22 protein-coding genes and 2 pseudogenes are annotated in these 17674 nt (G+C 63.8%); 13 read left to right on the top strand and 11 right to left on the bottom strand.

The window, feature by feature from the left end; genetic code table 11:
* Nucleotides 1–75: 75 nt before the first annotated feature.
* A complete protein-coding gene (locus A9K66_RS23580; RefSeq protein WP_067328464.1) occupies nt 76–318 on the top strand; it encodes a DUF1127 domain-containing protein in 243 nt (80 codons plus the stop codon).
* Between the two features lie 157 nt (nt 319–475).
* Here A9K66_RS23580 and A9K66_RS23585 read toward each other — a convergent pair whose 3' ends face one another.
* From A9K66_RS23585 to purC, 4 genes are all read right to left on the bottom strand, one after another.
* Nucleotides 476–886, bottom strand: coding sequence for a hypothetical protein (locus A9K66_RS23585; protein WP_067328325.1), 411 nt, complete (start codon nt 884–886; stop codon nt 476–478).
* Between the two features lie 55 nt (nt 887–941).
* Entirely contained in the window at nt 942–1610 is a 669-nt protein-coding gene (gene purQ / locus A9K66_RS23590; RefSeq protein WP_067328327.1) for a phosphoribosylformylglycinamidine synthase subunit PurQ, read from the bottom strand.
* Between the two features lie 109 nt (nt 1611–1719).
* Entirely contained in the window at nt 1720–1959 is a 240-nt protein-coding gene (gene purS, locus A9K66_RS23595) for a phosphoribosylformylglycinamidine synthase subunit PurS (RefSeq protein WP_066995172.1), read from the bottom strand.
* A 67-nt stretch (nt 1960–2026) separates the two neighbouring features.
* Nucleotides 2027–2821 (bottom strand): phosphoribosylaminoimidazolesuccinocarboxamide synthase, encoded by a 795-nt coding sequence (gene purC, locus A9K66_RS23600; RefSeq protein WP_040969563.1) that lies wholly within the window; start codon nt 2819–2821, stop codon nt 2027–2029.
* Nucleotides 2822–3097: 276 nt separating this feature from the next.
* On the opposite strand from purC, the gene A9K66_RS23605 reads away from it, so the two are divergent.
* Nucleotides 3098–3418 carry a DUF1476 domain-containing protein gene (locus A9K66_RS23605; RefSeq protein ID WP_066995175.1) on the top strand — a complete coding sequence of 107 codons (321 nt, stop codon included), beginning with the start codon at nt 3098–3100 and terminating at the stop codon, nt 3416–3418.
* 100 nt (nt 3419–3518) lie between these two features.
* On the top strand, nt 3519–4292 hold the full coding sequence (locus A9K66_RS23610) for an HpcH/HpaI aldolase/citrate lyase family protein (protein WP_067328329.1): 774 nt from the start codon (nt 3519–3521) through the stop codon (nt 4290–4292).
* A 12-nt stretch (nt 4293–4304) separates the two neighbouring features.
* On the opposite strand, the gene A9K66_RS23615 is transcribed toward A9K66_RS23610, so the two are convergent.
* Complete coding sequence (locus tag A9K66_RS23615) at nt 4305–4862, bottom strand: alpha/beta hydrolase (RefSeq protein WP_067328331.1); 558 nt, start codon at nt 4860–4862, stop codon at nt 4305–4307.
* A gap of 198 nt (nt 4863–5060) precedes the next feature.
* Here A9K66_RS23615 and A9K66_RS23620 point away from each other — a divergent pair, with 198 nt between their 5' ends.
* Nucleotides 5061–5873, top strand: a complete 813-nt coding sequence (locus A9K66_RS23620; RefSeq protein WP_067328333.1) for a VOC family protein — start codon at nt 5061–5063, stop codon at nt 5871–5873.
* Between the two features lie 36 nt (nt 5874–5909).
* Here the strand turns inward: A9K66_RS23620 and purB are convergent, their stop codons facing one another.
* Both purB and A9K66_RS23630 read right to left on the bottom strand, forming a co-directional pair.
* A complete protein-coding gene (gene purB, locus A9K66_RS23625; RefSeq protein WP_082954040.1) occupies nt 5910–7217 on the bottom strand; it encodes an adenylosuccinate lyase in 1308 nt (435 codons plus the stop codon).
* 60 nt (nt 7218–7277) lie between these two features.
* A complete protein-coding gene (locus A9K66_RS23630) occupies nt 7278–7922 on the bottom strand; it encodes a hypothetical protein (RefSeq protein WP_348626463.1) in 645 nt (214 codons plus the stop codon).
* Between the two features lie 66 nt (nt 7923–7988).
* Here A9K66_RS23630 and A9K66_RS29800 point away from each other — a divergent pair.
* Nucleotides 7989–8244, top strand: a pseudogene (locus A9K66_RS29800) (DUF2171 domain-containing protein).
* Nucleotides 8245–8259: 15 nt separating this feature from the next.
* Here A9K66_RS29800 and A9K66_RS23635 read toward each other — a convergent pair.
* Nucleotides 8260–9276, bottom strand: a complete 1017-nt coding sequence (locus A9K66_RS23635; protein ID WP_067328336.1) for a P1 family peptidase — start codon at nt 9274–9276, stop codon at nt 8260–8262.
* Nucleotides 9276–10340 (bottom strand): branched-chain amino acid ABC transporter substrate-binding protein, encoded by a 1065-nt coding sequence (locus tag A9K66_RS23640; protein WP_067328338.1) that lies wholly within the window; start codon nt 10338–10340, stop codon nt 9276–9278. The genes A9K66_RS23635 and A9K66_RS23640 overlap by 1 nt, the downstream gene beginning before the upstream one ends.
* Nucleotides 10341–10519: 179 nt before the next feature.
* Between A9K66_RS23640 and A9K66_RS23645 the strand changes: the two genes are divergently transcribed.
* The 6 genes and pseudogenes from A9K66_RS23645 (at nt 10520) to A9K66_RS23665 (ending at nt 14867) form a co-directional block, all read left to right on the top strand.
* Nucleotides 10520–11014, top strand: coding sequence for a flavin reductase (locus A9K66_RS23645; protein ID WP_067328468.1), 495 nt, complete (start codon nt 10520–10522; stop codon nt 11012–11014).
* Nucleotides 11015–11017: 3 nt separating this feature from the next.
* Nucleotides 11018–11209, top strand: a pseudogene (locus tag A9K66_RS31305) (VWA domain-containing protein); the annotation flags it as partial.
* A gap of 69 nt (nt 11210–11278) precedes the next feature.
* A complete protein-coding gene (locus tag A9K66_RS23650) occupies nt 11279–11617 on the top strand; it encodes an XdhC family protein (protein ID WP_067328341.1) in 339 nt (112 codons plus the stop codon).
* A 6-nt stretch (nt 11618–11623) separates the two neighbouring features.
* Complete coding sequence (locus A9K66_RS23655; protein ID WP_067328343.1) at nt 11624–12328, top strand: XdhC family protein; 705 nt, start codon at nt 11624–11626, stop codon at nt 12326–12328.
* The gene (locus A9K66_RS23660) at nt 12325–13944 is read left to right on the top strand and encodes a molybdopterin-binding/glycosyltransferase family 2 protein (RefSeq protein ID WP_067328346.1); all 1620 of its coding nucleotides are present in this window, start codon (nt 12325–12327) and stop codon (nt 13942–13944) included. The genes A9K66_RS23655 and A9K66_RS23660 overlap by 4 nt, the downstream gene beginning before the upstream one ends.
* A gap of 32 nt (nt 13945–13976) precedes the next feature.
* The gene (locus A9K66_RS23665) at nt 13977–14867 is read left to right on the top strand and encodes an alpha/beta fold hydrolase (protein WP_067328348.1); all 891 of its coding nucleotides are present in this window, start codon (nt 13977–13979) and stop codon (nt 14865–14867) included.
* On the opposite strand, the gene A9K66_RS23670 is transcribed toward A9K66_RS23665, so the two are convergent.
* A complete protein-coding gene (locus A9K66_RS23670) occupies nt 14868–15917 on the bottom strand; it encodes a DUF1176 domain-containing protein (protein ID WP_067328350.1) in 1050 nt (349 codons plus the stop codon). It abuts the gene before it with no gap.
* Nucleotides 15918–16062: 145 nt separating this feature from the next.
* On the opposite strand from A9K66_RS23670, the gene A9K66_RS23675 reads away from it, so the two are divergent.
* Nucleotides 16063–16566 carry a DUF1993 family protein gene (locus A9K66_RS23675; protein ID WP_067328353.1) on the top strand — a complete coding sequence of 168 codons (504 nt, stop codon included), beginning with the start codon at nt 16063–16065 and terminating at the stop codon, nt 16564–16566.
* Between the two features lie 51 nt (nt 16567–16617).
* Here A9K66_RS23675 and A9K66_RS31655 read toward each other — a convergent pair whose 3' ends face one another.
* Nucleotides 16618–16782 carry a DUF1127 domain-containing protein gene (locus A9K66_RS31655; protein WP_082954041.1) on the bottom strand — a complete coding sequence of 55 codons (165 nt, stop codon included), beginning with the start codon at nt 16780–16782 and terminating at the stop codon, nt 16618–16620.
* A gap of 384 nt (nt 16783–17166) precedes the next feature.
* Between A9K66_RS31655 and A9K66_RS23680 the strand changes: the two genes are divergently transcribed.
* Nucleotides 17167–17625 carry a hypothetical protein gene (locus A9K66_RS23680; protein WP_082954045.1) on the top strand — a complete coding sequence of 153 codons (459 nt, stop codon included), beginning with the start codon at nt 17167–17169 and terminating at the stop codon, nt 17623–17625.
* Nucleotides 17626–17674: the final 49 nt, after the last annotated feature.

Raw genomic sequence — 17674 nt, forward strand, 5'->3', positions numbered from 1 at the left:
GCATCGCGAGACGAGTCAATCGATATGAGAACGCGGGTGGCTAGAGTACAATTGATAGAATTGGTTGATCGCAAGATGAATACAATTGATACATTCCGTTATGACAGCGCCGAGTTGCACGGCCGCCCGTCGGGGCGCCGCAGGTTCGTTGACCGGGTCGTATTCGTGCTTCGTGCCATCGCCAGGCAAATCGACCGAATGCTGGAACGCCGTCGCGGACGCCTTGCGCTCTTGGAGATGACCGACGAGCAGCTCAAAGACATCGGCATTTCGCGCTGCGACGCCCATCGCGAAGGTATCAGGCCGTTCTGGGACTAAGCGCGTCGCGACGCCCTTGATTGTTGCGATGCATGTCAAATCGCTGCGCGGTTTGGGCATACATCGACCGCGAACAGAGCTTCGATGGTATGTTGATTGACGAGCGCGAAAAGCCGACCGTCAATCCTGCATTTGCAGGAAGTGGGCTACGGCCGAGTCACGCGGCAGCGGCGCAGGATGAATTGCCGGCCTGCCAGCGCGCGATGTCGGAGCCTATGCGCGCGCCCAGCGGTTCGGCCATCAACGGCCCGAACACGTCCACTTTGCGGGAATTGCCTTGTGCTTGCACGACCAGCAGCGGCTTGCCGCCATAGTGCTTGGCGGGCACCAGCAGGAAGCGCGGCGTGCCGCTGTAGGAGTTGAGCTCGTTGGCCATCTGATAGGGCTTGAAGGCCGGGTCCTTGCTGGCGATCCAGCACTTGTGAGCGGCGATGGCGACCTGCTCCATGGCAAGCAGGGAAGCGCTCTTGCCAGAGGGGGGCGGCGTGGTCTTCGAACCGGACTGGCAAGAGGCAAGCGCAAATCCGGCGGCGGCCAGGAGAGCAAGGCGAGCAATCGTCAGTCTCATGGTCAGGCCGCCCCGTTGGTCTGAAAGAATGGTCTGAAGGAATCGTCTGAAAGGATCAAGCGGCGATGCCAAGCGCGCCTTCGAACAGCGCCCGGCCGTCGCTGCCGCCGTGTGCCGCCTCGATCAGGTTCTCCGGGTGCGGCATCAGACCGAGCACATTGCCCTTCTCGCTGACGATGCCGGCGATGTCGTTGATCGAGCCGTTGGGATTGGTGCCTTCGGCATAGCGGAACACCACCTGGCCTTCGCCTTCGAGGCGGGCCAGCGTTTCGGCGTCGGCGAAATAGTTGCCGTCGTGATGCGCGACCGGTGAGCGAATGATCTGGCCGGGCTGATAGCCGCGGGTAAACATCGTGTTGGCGTTGGCGATCTCGAGCTTCACGTGCCGGCAGACGAATTTCAGCGAGGCGTTGCGCATCAGGGCGCCGGGCAGCAGCCCCGCTTCGACCAGGATCTGGAAGCCGTTGCAGACGCCGATGACCATGACCCCCTTGGCCGCCTTTTCGGCCACTGCCCGCATCACCGGCATGCGCGCGGCGATCGCCCCGCAGCGCAGATAGTCGCCGAAGGAGAAGCCGCCGGGAATGGCGATCAGGTCGACGTCCGGGATTTCGGTATCGGTCTGCCAGACGGTCGCCGGCGCCTGACCGGAAATCTTGGTCAGAGCCGCGATCATGTCGCGGTCACGGTTGAGCCCAGGCAGGAGGACGACGGCTGATTTCATTTCGGTCGTAGGGCCTCTGGTTTTCGGCGAGTTCGCTGGTGATGCACGCGCTTCAGGAGCCTGTACATCAAATCGCTGGTGGCTTCAGGCATAACCTCTGCGCTGCAACTCAGGTAATAGCCACACTGTAATTCTCAATCACCGTGTTCGCCAGAAGCTTGTCGCACATGGCCTTGAGGTCGGCTTCGGCCTTGGCTTTGTCGGTTCCGGTGAGCTCGATGTCGAAGACCTTGCCCTGCCGCACCTGGCCGACGCCGTCGAAGCCCAGTCCTGAGAGGGCGTGCTCGATCGCCTTGCCCTGCGGGTCGAGAACTCCGTTCTTGAGGGTGACGGTGACGCGGGCTTTCATCGATACTCCTGAGTGATCGGTAGTGCGGAGGGCGGGCACGCCGTTTCCGGCAGGCCCGCGCTGGCAGTCAGTGCTTCGTGCTCTTCGAGGGCTCGGAAGAGGCAACGAGCACCGGGCCTGTCGGGCGCGGCGGCTCGTTCTCGTTCATGATGCCGAGGCGGCGGGCAACTTCCTGGTAGGCCTCGACCAGGCCGCCCATGTCGCGGCGAAAGCGGTCCTTATCGAGCTTGTCCTGGGTGGCGACGTCCCACAGCCGGCAGGAATCCGGCGAGATCTCGTCGGCGACGACGATGCGCATCATGTCGCCCTCGAACAGGCGCCCGCATTCGATCTTGAAGTCGACAAGCTGGATGCCGACGCCCAGGAACAGGCCGGAGAGGAAGTCATTGACGCGGATAGCCAGCGCCATGATGTCGTCGATCTCCTGCGGGCTCGCCCAGCCGAAGGCGGTGATGTGCTCTTCCGACACCATCGGGTCGTCCAGCGCATCTGCCTTGTAGTAGAATTCGATGATCGAGCGCGGCAGAACCGTGCCTTCCTCGATGCCCAGGCGCTTTGCGAGCGAGCCGGCGGCGACGTTGCGCACCACCACCTCGAGCGGGATGATCTCGACTTCCTTGATCAGCTGCTCGCGCATGTTCAGCCGGCGGATGAAATGGGTCGGGATGCCCATACGATTGAGGTGATTGAAAATGTGCTCGGAGATGCGGTTGTTGAGCACGCCCTTGCCGTCGACCACCTCATGTTTCTTCTTGTTGAAGGCGGTGGCGTCATCCTTGAAGAACTGGATCAGCGTCCCGGGCTCAGGTCCTTCATAGAGGATCTTGGCCTTGCCTTCGTAAATGCGGCGGCGATTTTTCATCTGATTTTTTCTCTGGATTGGCGGGCAGGCGGCAAGCGACCAGTTCCTGTCCGTCTGCCTAAATTAGTTGTGGCGACGGGTGCGTTCAATGCCGGTGTCTATAGCAATCGTAATGTTTGCTCAATCGGCAAATCCAGCCGATCAACCGCTTTCGGAACCGAAATGCCGCAGCGCAGCATGGGACGTTGCATATTGACCGGCCCGCGACCTTTTGGTTTGTGCTGGGTAAGCACACAATATTCATAGCCAAGCGAATCGATTTGATCGGAGGGACGCATGAGCAGCATGAAAGACCGCGAAGAGGGCTTCGAGCGCAAATTCGTCTTCGACGAGGAGCTCCGCTTCAAGGCCTCGGCGCGCCGCAACAGAGCGCTCGGCCTGTGGGCCGCCGAAAAGCTGGGCAAGAGCGGAGCCGATGCCGAGGCCTATGCCAAAGCGGTAGTCGTCTCCGACATCGAGGAGGCCGGCGACCATGACGTCTTCCGCAAGATCCGCGAGGACTTCGACGCCGCGGGCGTCAACCAGTCGGACCATCAGATCCGCCGCACCATGGACGAGCTGATGGCGCAGGCGATCGAGCAGGTCAAGAACACGTAAAAATCGTTGGACCAATCGACCGCCCGGCTCAGCCGGGCGGTTTTCTTTGCCTTGCCGCCGTTTCCGGCTGAGACTGCGGATCGTTACCAAGGAAGTTCCGATGTCGCTCAAGTCCCGCCTGGCCGCCGACGAAACGCTGTTCACCGCCTGGTCCGGCGTGCCGGACGCGCTGACGGTAGAGATCATCGCCAAGCAGGGCTTTGATGCCGTTACCCTCGACATGCAGCATGGCGGCCACCACGAGGACAGCGTTCTGCGCGGCCTGGTGCCGGTGCTTGCCGCCAACAAGCCGGCGCTGGTGCGCATCCCGGTCGGGCGCTTCGACATGGCGAGCCGGGCGCTCGATTTCGGCGCAGAGGCGGTGATCGCGCCGATGGTCAATTCCGTTGACGACGCCAGGCAGTTCGCCGCAGCGATGAAGTACCCGCCGATGGGCGAGCGTTCTTGGGGCCCGACCTATGCCTTCCCGCGCCATGGGAAGGGCGACCATGCCGAGTGGCTGCGCGACTCGAACCAGCGCACCATGGCCTTTGCCATGGTCGAGACGCGTGCGGCGTTCGAGGCGCTGGACGGCATCCTCGAGACGCCCGGCATCGATGGCATCTTCGTCGGGCCGTCGGATCTCTCGATCGCCTGGTCGAATGGCACCACCGTCAATTCGACGCTGGAAAGCATGATGGAGACGGTCGCCTCGATCGCCGAGCGGACGCGCAAGGCAGGGAAGCACGCCGCGATCTATGTCATCGAACCGGCCGTTGCCGGCCGCGTCGTGTCGATGGGCTATCGGCTGCTCGCCATGGGTTCTGACCACACGCTGATCTCGCTCGGAGCCAGGACGCTGCTGAAGAGCATGCGCGATTCGATCGGCGCCTGAGGCGCCGGCGCTTCAAGGCTCCTTCAGTTCCGTCAGGAACTTGGCGAAAGTCATCGATCCCTCCGGCCAGGGGCCGAAGCCCGCGTCCTGGTTGAGATGGCCGGCGTCGCCGGCGTCGATGAACAGCGAACCCCAGGCGGCGGCGATGTCCTCGGCAACCTCAAAGGCGCAGAACGGGTCGTTGCGGCTGGCGATCACGATCGACGGAAAGGGCAGGGGATCGCGCGAATAGGGCCCGAAGGTCATCAGGTGCCTCGGCCTGATCTCCGGATTGGCGACATCAGGGGGCGCCACGAAGAAGGCGCCCGCGACCGGCTTCTGGAATTGCGGGATCGCCTGCACCGCCGCCGCCACACCCAGCGAATGCGCGACGATGACCACCGGCCGCTCGGCCTCGTTGACAGCTTTCGCTACACTTGCCGTCCAGTCCTCGCGCACGGGTTTCGTCCACTCGGCCTGTTCGACCCTGCGTGCCGTCGACAATTTCGACTGCCAGCGGGTCTGCCAATGCTCGGGACCGGAGTTGGTGTAGCCGGGTATGATGAGGATATCGGCGTCCTTGACTTTCATGGCGCCGATGTAGCGAGCGCCCCTGTCTGATGCAACCGGCCGGTGGAATGCAGTGGCATCACAAAGGTGAACAACGTGTTCGATTCTTTCAACCTTGTGTGAACGATGGTGATGAACGATCTGGAGAGGGAACAGGAATGACTAATAAACGTCGGAGCGACTGCCCATCGTGAGATCGGCGCCCGAACGGAGAGTGTGATGAGCGAACTGCCTTTTGCCGCGACCACCCCGGTCAGCGTCGCGCGTGTCGGGTTGAAGGCGCGCGATGCCGAAAACCTTGCCGCCTATTATCGTGCCGTCGTCGGCCTGCAGGAGTTGAGCCGCGCCGATGGCGCGATCACCCTCGGCGCCGCGGGCCGCCCGCTGCTGGTGCTGGAGCAGGATGCCTCGGCCAAGCCTGACGACCCGCGCAGCGCCGGCCTGTTCCATACTGCGTTCCTGCTGCCATCGCGCGCCGATCTCGGCCGGTGGATCAGCCATGCCGCCGCCAACCGGATCGGCATCGAAGGCGCCTCGGACCATCTGGTCAGCGAGGCGCTCTACCTCACCGACCCTGAAGGCAACGGCATCGAGATCTACGCCGATCGCCGTCCGCAGGATTGGAAATGGAACGGCGACAAGATCGCAATGTCGACCGAGCGGCTGAATCTCCCCGCGGTCGTCGCCAGCGTGCCCGTCGGTGACGCCGGCTGGCAGGGAGCGCCGGAAAACACCATTGTCGGCCATGTCCACCTGCGCGTCGGGCGTCCGGAAGACGCCGAAGCGTGGTGGCATGACGAATTCGGCTTCGACACGGTCGCCAAATATGGCGGTCAGGCGGTGTTCCTGTCCTCCGGCCACTACCACCACCATATCGGTGCCAATTCCTGGCGCAGCGCCGGCGCCGGCCGCCGCGATCCCTCCCGCTCGGGCCTCGCCTGGGTCGAAATGCGCTCGGATGACGTGAAGGCCGAGACGACGCGTGAAGATCCCTGGGGCACGGTGATCAGGACGGTGCCTGGCAAGGCCTGATTAGGCTGCGCCACGCTAGCGGGCCTTCCCCCGGACTCAGGCCTGTCCAAACACCCGCTTGAAGATCGTGTCGACATGCTTGGTGTGATAGCCGAGGTCGAACTTCTCGCGGATCTCGGCCTCGGGCAGTGCCGCTGTCACGTCCTTGTCGGCAAGCAGTTCCTCAAGGAAATCAGCACCTTGCTCCCATACCTTCATGGCATCGCGCTGCACCAGGCGATAGGCATCCTCGCGTGACACGCCAGCCTGGGTCAACGCCAGCAGCACGCGCTGCGAATGCACCAGGCCGCGGAACTTGTTGAGGTTCTTCTCCATGTTCTCGGGGTAAACGAGCAGCTTATCGACGACACCGGTCAGGCGTGCCAAGGCGAAGTCGAGCGTCACCGTCGCGTCCGGTCCGATCATGCGCTCCACCGAGGAGTGCGAGATATCGCGCTCGTGCCACAGCGCCACATCCTCCATGGCCGGCATGGCGTAGGAGCGGACCATGCGGGCAAGGCCGGTGAGATTCTCGGTCAACACCGGGTTGCGCTTGTGCGGCATCGCCGACGAGCCCTTTTGTCCCGGCGAGAAATATTCTTCCGCTTCCAGCACCTCGGTGCGCTGCAGATGCCGGATCTCGACGGCCAGGCGCTCGACCGACGAGGCGATCACGCCGAGCGTAGCGAAGAACATCGCATGGCGGTCTCGCGGGATGACCTGAGTCGAGACCGGTTCCGGCTTCAGGCCGAGTTTCTTCGCCACATGCTCTTCGACATAGGGATCGATGTTGGCGAAGGTGCCGACCGCGCCCGAGATGGCGCAGGTGGCGATGTCTTCGCGCGCGTGCAGCAACCGCTCGCGGCAACGCGAAAATTCGGCATAGGCCAGCGCCAGCTTGACGCCGAAGGTGGTCGGCTCGGCGTGGATACCGTGGCTGCGGCCGATGGTGATGGTATCCTTGTGCTCGAAGGCGCGGCGCTTCAGGGCCACAAGCAGCGCGTCAATGTCGGCAAGCAGGATGTCGCTGGCGCGTGTCAATTGCACCGCAAGACACGTGTCGAGAACGTCCGACGAGGTCATGCCCTGGTGAATGAAGCGGGCGTCCGGTCCGACGAATTCGGCGAGATGGGTCAGGAATGCAATCACGTCATGCTTGGTGACGCGCTCGATCTCGTCAATTTTGCCAACGTCGAATTTGGCCGCGCCGCCCTTCTCCCAAATCGTCTTCGCGGCTTCCTTCGGGATGACGCCGAGCTCGGCCAGCGCATCGCAGGCATAAGCCTCGATTTCGAACCAGATGCGGAACCGGGTTTCGGGCGACCAGATGGCGACCATTTCCGGCCGGGAATAGCGAGGGATCATGGTTTCTGAGTCCTGCTGGGAGAAGCTTTGGCCGCGTCCTAACAGAGGCCGGCTCAATGCTCAACGCCGCCGGCGTGCAAACCAGATGCTGGCGGCGGCAAGTACGGCAAAGCCGAACGGAAAATAGAGCCGGATGCCCAGGACGACGAACTGGTAGAGCGCAGCGAGGATCGTGAACACGAACTCAGACGCCCAGGTCCGCGTGAAGGCCGGCGCGTGCCACTCGGCGTAGTAAGAACGGTATTGCTGGGCAAACAGCCCGCCGGTGAAAGCGAGCGTCGCGCCGAGCAGGCATACGAAAGCTGCGGCGAGCGCGGTTTCCCAGTGGTGGCCGCGCGATACCAGCGCGGCGAACGTCAGCCCGACCGGAAAAGCAAGCGCGCCGCCGAGCGCATAAAGCAGCACGACGAAGCGGGCGCTGTCCGACGTCTCCCAATAATACAGATTGAGGAAAGCGCTCGCCGCCATCGCAAGCCCCCACAGCAAGGCGCCGACAATTGCCGTGCCGGTCGAAGGCAGAGCGTCGCGCAGGCGGTTTGCCAGGCGCAGACGCAAGGAGGCCGGCTGCAGCGACGTTACGGGCACTGGGCCACGTTCCGCGGCGAAAAGCGGTTCGGCTTGCGTGGTGTTGGCAATGCTCCCTGTCTCATTGTCGTCATGGCTATCACGCCATGGTGAACAAGACGTGCCGCTCGATGCATCCAATCCGGCGGCCGTTTGTTATTGTGGGCGGCCGACAGGGACGCGCGGCCACCCACCGGAGGGACCAGCATGACCGTCGATCTCAGTAAGATACGCGAGCATATGGAAGTAGTCGGCGCCGATGGCGTCCATGTCGGTACCGTCGACAAGGTCGAGGGGCAGCGCATCAAGCTGACCAAGGCCGACAGCGGCATGGGCTCGCAAAGGCCACCACCATTATGTTCCGCTGGCTCTGGTCGCGGAGATCGAAGGAAAGAAGGTCTGGCTCTCGGCGAATTCGGAAGTCGCGGTGACGTTCGAGGAAGAGAAGTCCGACCCGACCTGACCGGCGTCCAGAACTCTAGCGGGACGACCAGACCGGAAAGAGATCGCCGTCGGCCGGCGTCGCCGCGTGGACGCCGCGGCTGATGGCGCGGCCCATCGTAGAGCCCGCTGCGGCATAGAGATCGATCGCTGCATCGGCGCTGAGTTCGATGCCGCTCCTGCCGGTCGCGAGCGCAAAGACGAGATCGCCGTCGGCCGGTGTGTGCGTCGGCCAGATGGCGCGGGCAAATCCGTCATGCGCCGAAATCGCCAGCCGTTTGGCGGCCGACTTGGAAAGCACGGCATCGGTGGCAATGACGGCAATCGTCGTGCTGGCGCCCTCTGGCGGTTCCCCTGCGCGCCTGTCGCGGTACTTCAAGAGTATCTTCCTGGCGTCTTCCGGTATCGGGTCGGGATAACCCAAGCCGCCGAATTCATCGCCGATCTCGAAGGGAGCGGCCCAGAAATGGCGGCTGCGTCCGACCGTCACCGAACCGGTCGGGTTGACGGCGGCGAGCGCGCCGATGGTGACGCCGCTGTCGAGCATCGTCGAGGCCGAACCCAGCCCGCCCTTCAGACCGGAAGTCAGAGCGCCGGTACCGGCGCCGACCGTACCGAGCGGGAAATCGGTCGTTGTCGCCTGAGCCGCCTCGTAGCCAAGCTCGCGATAGGGCGGATAGCGGCCCCAATCCTTGTCGCCGCCATTGCGCAGGTCGAAGAGGATCGCGGCCGGCACGATCGGTACGCGAAAACCACCCACCTCGACGCCGATGTTTTTCTCCCGCAGCGCCGCCTGGACGCCGGAAGCGGCATCGAGGCCGAAGGCCGAGCCGCCGGACAGCACGACTGCGTGAATGGTCGCGATCGAGTTTTGCGGCTCGAGCAGGTCGGTCTCCCGTGTGCCTGGTGCGCCACCCAGCACCTGGACTCCGGCCACCGCCGGCTCCTCGCAAAGCACTACCGTGACGCCGGACTTCAGCCTGGCGTCAGCAGCATTGCCGACGGTGAGTCCGGCGACGTCGGTGATCAGGTTGCGTGGACCGGTGCGGAACATCAGTTTTCCTCCAGCGGCACGAAATGGGAGCCGTCGAAACGGAAGGCGCGGAATGGGTTTTGGCTGAGATCACCCTTTTCGTCGAAGCGGACGGTACCGATAGCGGTCGCGAAATCATGGTCGGTCAGCGTCTTGGCGAGCGGCTTGCCGGAGCTTTCTGCGTCGACCGCTGCCGCCTTGGCGATCTCCACCGCGGCATAAGCCGGCAGCGTGTAGCCGTCGGTCACGATCTTCCTTTCGCCAAAGGCCTGCACGACCTTGGGGTCCGCGACTTCTGACCACTCCGGCAACGCGATCATCAGTGTGCCGGCCGCATAGGGCACATCGCCGGGTGGCGTGCGCAGCGTCTCGCCGCCGGCGAAGGTGATGCCAGCATTGAGCGAGGCAGCGTCGCGCCCCATGATGGCGATGTCGTCGCCGTCGCCGCCGGCAAACACTTTCGTAGCCCCCGCTTTCTTCAGGCGGCCGATCAGCCCAATCTGGTTGTCGAGCTGCGGCCGGAACGTGTCGACGAAGACCGGTTTCAGCGCCGCCTGCTCGGCGGCCGCGCGGAAAGTCTCCGCGATCTCTCGGCCATAGATGGTGCCGTCATCGATAACGGCGAACAATTCGTTCTGCCAGAGCCGAGTGAGGATCGTGGCCACCGCATTGCGTTCGTCGTCGCCGCGCGGGCCAAGCCGGTAGACCGGCCAGCCGGTCTTGGCGCGGCGGTCGGTCAGGCTCTCGGTGCGCACGCCGATCGCGATGACCGGAATGTTGGCATCCTTCAGGATCGGCAGCGCCGCCTCGATCGCTTCGGTGCACAGAAAACCGACAACGATGTTGACCTTGGCATCCACGAACTGCCTGGCAGCCGCTGCACCGCCGTCGGCCGTGCAGGCGTCGTCAACGGTTCGGACCGCCACGCCTTCGGCGTCCGCCGCCAGCGCGGTCCCCGCCTCGATCTGCTTGCCGAGGATCGCCGACGGCCCCGACAGCGGTGCGGCGACGCCAACCAGCGTCTCGGCATGGACGCTCGCGGCCAGCCAAAGCAGCGCGGCTAAAGTCGTCGTGAGAAGGCGCATTCGGGCGAAGAGGTCCTCCGTGCCGGGAGTATTGTTCCGGCACTATTCCAGCAAAGACCTAAAGGCTGCCTAATCCCGGTGCAACACGCGAATTCAGGATTGCGCTCAAGCACTTCGCTTGTGTCATACAATATGCAGCCATATATAACGAGCTTCCGTTTTGGCAGGTGGATCATCGGGTGCTGAAGATTAATGACATCGGGCCGCAAGCCTATCGCGATGCGATGGCGCATTTTGCCGGCCATGTGCATGTGGTGACCACGGACGGCCCGGCCGGGAGACGAGGCGCAACGGTGATTGCCGCCTGCTCGGTCTCGGATACGCCGCCCGCCGTGCTTGTCTGCCTCAACCGCGAAAATCCCAAGAACGAGGCCTTCATCCGGAACGGCAATTTCGCGCTGAACACGCTCGCCTCGGACCAGGAGGCGCTGTCGGTCGGCTTTTCCGGCATCACCGGCCTGCCGTCCGAGGAGCGCTTCGCGCTCGGCGAATGGGACGTGATCTCGACCGGCGCGCCGACGCTGAAAGGCGCGCTCGCCGTCTTCGATTGTCAGATCATCGATACCAAGGATTTGGCCACCCACCGTGTGCTTTTTGGCAAGGTGACAGGCCTGCGCATCGGCGATAACTTGCGGCCGCTGATCTATCACAACCGCGACTACCACGTTCTGTGAAAACCGCTCTTGCGCTTTGATGATTCGAGGCGCGCCCCCGTGGCGTGAAGGCGATGCTGCCGCGTGGCGACGAGTTCCGCGCCGTGCACAATCTCGGACGCGCTGGCCGATCCTTGCGCCCCGCTCGCCCAGCGGCCGGCCGCAGCTGTGGACCTGCGGCGCTGGCTGGGAACTGGCGACAGGCGGGCCGCGTAGCCATATGTTTCGCAGCGATATATTCCTCTGGGACGTTCCCCGAGAAAACAGACTTTGTGAGAAGCGACGATGGACGAGAGCATTTATCTCGATGAGCTCCGCGATCCCCTGATCATCGCGGAAGGCTGGATGAAGAACGGTAAGAATGTCGCCATCGCGACCGTGGTCGAAACCTGGGGTTCGGCCCCCCGCCCGATCGGCAGCCATCTGGTCATCGACGCCGAAGGCAATTTCCACGGCTCGGTGTCGGGCGGCTGTGTCGAGGGCGCGGTGGTGGCCGAAGCGATCGACGTCATCGGCTCGGGCAAGCCGAGGATGCTGGAGTTCGGCGTTGCCGACGAAACCGCCTGGCAGGTGGGGCTGTCCTGCGGCGGCCGCATCAAGGTCTATGTCGAGCGGCTGGGTTGACTGCGGATGGATCCGTATGTTCTGAAAACATTGAACGAAGAGCGCCGCGCCAGGCGCGCCGCGGTGCTGGTCACCCACCTCGGTGACGGCCGCGACCGCATCGTGCGTGAAGGCGACCGCGTCGCGGGCGAGCTCGGCGCGGCGATCGCCAGTGCGTTCCGCACCGGCATCTCTCGATCGGTGGAAGCGGAAGGGCGGACTTTCTTTCTCAATGCGCATCTGCCGCGCCCGCGCCTGGTGGTGGTCGGAGCGGTGCATATCAGCCAGGCGCTGGCGCCGATGGCCAGAATCGCCGGCTATCCGGTCGAGATCATCGATCCGCGCACCGCCTTCGCCACGCCGGAGCGCTTCCACGATGTGGCGCTGCATGCCGAATGGCCGGAAGATGTGCTGAAGCGCCAGCCGCTCGACAGCTACACCGCGCTTGCCGCCGTCACTCACGATCCCAAGATCGACGATTTCGCGCTGAAGGCGGCGCTCGACGCCAGGTGCTTCTATGTCGGGGCGCTTGGCAGCAGGAAGACTCACGCCAAGCGGGTCGAGCGTCTGCTGGCGCTCGGCGCCAGCGCCGACCAGATCGCCCGCATCCATGCGCCGATCGGGCTGGACATCGGCGCCGCGAGCCCGGCCGAGATCGCCGTCGCGGTGCTGGCACAAACCATCCACGCCTTCCGCTCGCGCGGCCTGGAAAGCAAAGGCGCGGTGGCGTGAAGTTCGGCCCGATCGCGATCGATGAGGCCGAAGGCGCGGTGCTGGCGCATGCGACCACTGCCGGCGAGCGGCGATTCCGCAAGGCGCATCGGCTGAACGGCGAGGACGTTGCTGCGCTGAAGGCGGCCGGCATCAGCGAAGTCGTCGTGGCCGTTCTGGCTCCCGATGACCTCGGCGAGGATGCCGCAGCCGAAAAGATCGCGTTGAGCATGTCCCATCGCAACGTGGAGACGAAGCCCGCTGCAACGGGACGCGTGAACCTGCATGCCGAAGCCGCAGGCGTCTTCACCGTCGACGCCAAGATGATCGACGCCATCAATGCCATCGACCCGGCGATCACCATCGCTACCCTGGCGCAGCACGCGCCTGTCGAGGCGGGCCAGATGGTGGCGACGGTGAAGATCATTCCGTTTGCCGTCGCTGCGAGCCTAGTCGATGCGGTGGCCAGGATTTGCGCCGGCGGCGAAATCTTCGCCGTCAACGCCTATCGCCCGGTCAATGTCGGCGTCATCCAGACGACGCTGCCCGGCTTGAAGCGGAGCGTGCTCGACAAGACGCTGCGGGTCACCGAGGCGCGGCTGGCGCGCTCCGGCGGCCGGCTGAAGGCGGAGCGGCGCACGCCGCATGACGTGACGCTTGTTGCGGAAGCAGCAAGCGCGCTGGCGCGCGACAACGACATGGTGGTGATCTTCGGCGCCTCGGCGCTGGCCGATTTCGCCGATGTCATCCCTGCCGCAATCGAGAAGGCGGGCGGCAAAGTCATTCGAGCCGGCATGCCGGTCGATCCCGGCAATCTGCTGGTGCTCGGAACGCTCGACGGCAAGCGCGTCATCGGCGCGCCCGGCTGTGCCCGCAGCCCGAAGGAAAACGGTTTCGACTGGGTGCTGGACCGGCTGGTCGCCGGGCTTGACGTGACGGCGAGCGACATTGCCGGCATGGGCGTCGGAGGCCTGTTGATGGAAATCCCGTCCAGGCCGCAGCCGCGCGAGCCGCTGCCGTCGCGGTCGGCAAAAGCGGAGCCGAGGGTCGACATCGTGCTTCTCGCCGCCGGGCGCTCCAGCCGCATGGGCGGGCCGAACAAACTGCTGGCGCTGTTCGACGGCAAGCCGCTGGTGCGGCGCACCGCCGAGCGGGCGCTGGGATCGAAGGCGGCCAACGCCATCGTCGTCACCGGCCATCAGCGCGAGCGGGTGCGCTCGGCGCTCTCAGGTCTCGATATCACGCTTGCCCACAATCCGGACTTCGCCGACGGGTTGGCCTCGTCGCTTAAGGCGGGCATCGCGCGGGTCGCGCTCGACGCGGCCGGCGCCATCATCGTGCTCGGCGACATGCCTGGTATCTCGTCTAAGGATCTCGATAGCCTGATCGATGCGTTCCGCCGATCCGGGGGCCGCGCGGTGGTGCGCGCGGCGCATCACGGCAAACGCGGCAACCCGGTGCTGCTGCCGCGGTCGCTGTTTGCCGCCGTCGCGCAGCTCGAAGGCGATACTGGCGCGCGCCATCTGGTCGAGGCCGAAGGGCTCGACGTCATCGATGTCGAAATCGGGCAGGGCGCTTCGATCGACGTCGATACGCGCGAGGCGCTGGAAGGCGCGGGCGGCGTGCTGCAGGATTGACAAACCGAAGTCGAATTTCGCATGGCTTCGGAATGTCTTTGCGCTGCCGAACTCTGCTCACTTTGCTCGCCGCAACAGCTTTCTCGCTCTCTGCCGCCGAGGGCCAGACGTTGTCGCTGAAACCCTTCAAGGACGAGCTTTTCGCTTACCCGGCGACGCTGTTGAGCGGCGACAACGGTGCCTATACGGTGATCGACTATCGCGAGATGCGCGACATCAACCAGCGCGACGAGGTGCCGGAAAGGCGTGTGCATGCCCAATATACCGACCCCGGCGTGCGCAAGATGCAGCAGGACTTGATGCTGAAGACCGATGTCGGCGATGTCCGGCATGTCGCAGTCGGCAAGACGCAAGGTGCCGCCATCATCGTGCTTTACCTGCACGGGCAGGGCGGCAGCCGCAAGCAGGGCGTCGACGACTTCACCTTCGGCGGTAATTTCAACCGCCTCAAGAATTTGATGGCCGAAAATGGCGGTCTTTATCTTTCGCCGGACTTTCCCGATTTCGGCGACAAGGGCGCCGCCCAAGTCGCGGCTTTGATCGACCACTATGCAGAGACATCGCCCGGCGCGAAAATCTTCGTCGCCTGCGGCTCGATGGGCGGTATTCTCTGCTGGAAGCTGGCCGACCGCAAGGATATTGGCGCCCGCGTCAGTGGGCTCCTGCTGCTCGGTTCGCTCTGGGACGAAAGCTTCTTGACCAGCCCGGCGTTCAAGCGCCGCGTGCCGGTGTTCTTCGGCCAGGGCAGCCGTGACGTGGTTTTCCAGGTTGAGAAGCAGGAAGCGTTCTTCCGCTCGATCCTCGCCAAATCGAAGACCTATCCGACCCGCTTCGTGCGGTTCGAGACCGGCACGCATGGCACGCCGATCCGCATGGTCGATTGGCGCGGCACACTGAACTGGATGCTGACGAAAGCGCCCTAATCAAGGCGGCGTGTTGTAGTCCAGGACGGTCTCGGGATTGATCTCGCCGTCGTAAGATGCATCGACATCATACTGCACCAACGAGAAATTGCCGTGGCGGAACAGATAGGTGCCGGTCGATGAAGCGTCGCCGACGCCGCGCCATTTGTTCATCGAGGTGATCGTCTGGGTCTTGTCGTCATATTCGGAATTGACCAGCTGGTCGTCGGTCAGGAAGCCGATGATGTGGATGCCCTCGACCTTGCCTTCGCTGTTGTTGTTCTCGTAACGGATGTCGAGTTCCGGCGCGGCGAACTGCAACTGCCGGACGCCGGACACGTCGTCATAGATGTAATAGACCGCGCTTTCATTGTAGGCGGCCATCGAGCAGAAGAAGCGGAAGAGCCGCGTCTCGCGCTCCGGCTCGTCGGCTCCGGCGTCCTTGTCCTTGTAATGGATCGAGTAGGCGTCCGGCTCGCCGGCCGGCTTGCCTTCCGGGTTCTCCTTGTCGCACTGCTCGCCATAGGCGGCGAGGAACGCCTTCCTGGCCTGTTCCAGCGCCTCGTCCTTCTTGGGCGGCGGCGGGCCGTCGCCGCAGCTTGTCGGCACGGCATCCTGGAAATCCGAAGTCGACGGTTTCAGGGCGCCCTTGTCGATAAAGATCGGCTGGAACGGCGGTTCCTGGATCTGCGCGTTGACCTGGCGAAGCGTGTAGCAGCCGGCAAAGATCTTGGCTTCGCCCTTCTTGTCGGTGGCCTGGATGGCGACAGGGACGCTGTAGTAGATGCTGCCGGCAGCACCTTCGTCCGATACCGCGCCGGTCTTGACCTCGACCGTGTCGGTGCTGTCGTAGCCTTTAACGAAGGCGTCGAAATCTTTTGCCGGCTTGGTGTCGCCGAAATAACCCCAGGCGCGGGCGAATTCATGCCGGTTGATCGCGCTGTAGAGCGAGCGGACAACGGCCTCGGCACTGGACCGGTCGTCGATATAAGGAGCTTCGGCTGCAAGCGCCGACCGGCCGATGGCCGCAAGGGAGAACAAGGCAGTCGCTGCGATAAGGGCAGGTCTCATCGGGAATCTCCGCTCGATAACGAAAATACTACCACCGCGATTGCGGCGAGGCGGTGACGGGGGCGCACGGGCTGCTTGAAGAATCGAGCCGGGAAGCGCTAGCTCACGGCCCGCGGCGCTGACGCCGCCTGGGGAGATAACTCACGTGACCATATCCATGTACGATATTTCCGTGGCCGTCTTTTCGGCCCGGCTGAAGGCGCTGGCCAGCGTGCTGTCGCTGGCCGAACAGAACGCCGCCGATCGCAAGATTGACCCGCAGGTGTTTCTGAGCGCGAGGCTGGCGCCCGACATGTTCGCGCTGACCCGGCAGGTGCAGATCGCCACCGATCATGCCAAGGGCGCGCCGTCGCGGCTCGCCGGCCGCGAAGTGCCGAAATACGAGGACAACGAGTCCAGTTTCGCAGAGCTGCACGCCCGAATCGCCAAGACGCTCGATCATCTGGCGACATTCTCGGCCGCCGATCTGGACGGGTCGGAGGAGCGGACGATCGAATTGAGGCTTGCCGGACGCGAGGTCTCGATGGCCGGACTGCAATATCTGCTCGACGCAGCCATGCCGAACTTCTACTTCCACATCACCACGGCATACGACATCCTGCGGCACAATGGCGTGCCGCTGGGCAAGTCGATTTTCCTGGGACGCTGAACACGGAGAGGTTTCCCGGCGCGGCCGAGAACCCTCTTTTTCATCGTTGAATCAGCGTATCGACATCTCGCGGGCGATACGCGGAAAGTCGGCCGGCTTGATGCCGATATCGGCGCGGTCGGCGTTGCTCATCGCGTTCAGCAGCGCGAGCGCCGATCGGTAACGCTGTTGTTCCTGCGGCCGCGGCCGCGCGAACATTTCGGTGAAGAACCCCATATTCCAGCCCCTTGTTTGTCCTCCACACGCCGAGAATATAGGTGATTTGTTACAATTGTGCAGTGCAGCAAGCGCATGGCAGCCATGCCTGGTGAATTTTTTCCGCCAAAATCGCTTCTCTTCTGAAACTTTTGCGGAAACTCGACCGTACGGCACGGTCCTGGCGGGTGGGCTTTTTCCTCGCCACTCTGGCGACCTGCCGGTCGGTATCAAATGCAGCGCGGCTTTGATCTTTCCGGCCGGCGTCTGCGGCTGCAACAAAATCGTTAATGTCGTCGGCATTCATTTTTAACGACAGCGATCTATGGTCGACGGCAACAATGAACGCCGTTGCGACAGGAGGAGGCTGAGATCGGGACCGGGAACAAGCTGGATTTCGCTTCGTTGCTCGACGACCTCATCATCGCTTCCGAGAAGGGCGAAGACGGGGGCGCCCGGCCCTCGATTCCATTCGACTATCTGTCGGTGGCGGACGAGCTTCACTCCGGCCGCATCAAGGTCGCCGGCGAAAGCGTCGCCGCCGAGTACCGCGAAGCGGGCGCCGACCTTGCCGCCGAGTTCGCCGCGCTTCTCGACCAGGCCAAGCTGGCTCTCGCTGAGGAAGAGCATCGCCCTGAGGAACAGCTGGCGCCGATCGACCCTGAATCGATTGCCGGCGAGCTCGGCCTCGATCGCCCTGCGAAGGATACCGATTTCGGGCGCATTCGACGCAACTTCGCCTTCGCCAACCATCCGGACCGTGTCGCCCCGCATCTGCGTCAGCGCGCCATGATCCGCATGCAAGTGGCCAACATGCTGATCGACGAGGCCAAGCGGCGCGCGCTGGCCGCGGCACGACGCTAACCGGTTTCCGAATTCACGCAAAAGTCGCCAGGACCGGCTTGGAGAAAAT

Source organism: Mesorhizobium sp. AA23 (assembly GCF_001672435.1).
GTDB lineage: Bacteria > Pseudomonadota > Alphaproteobacteria > Rhizobiales > Rhizobiaceae > Mesorhizobium.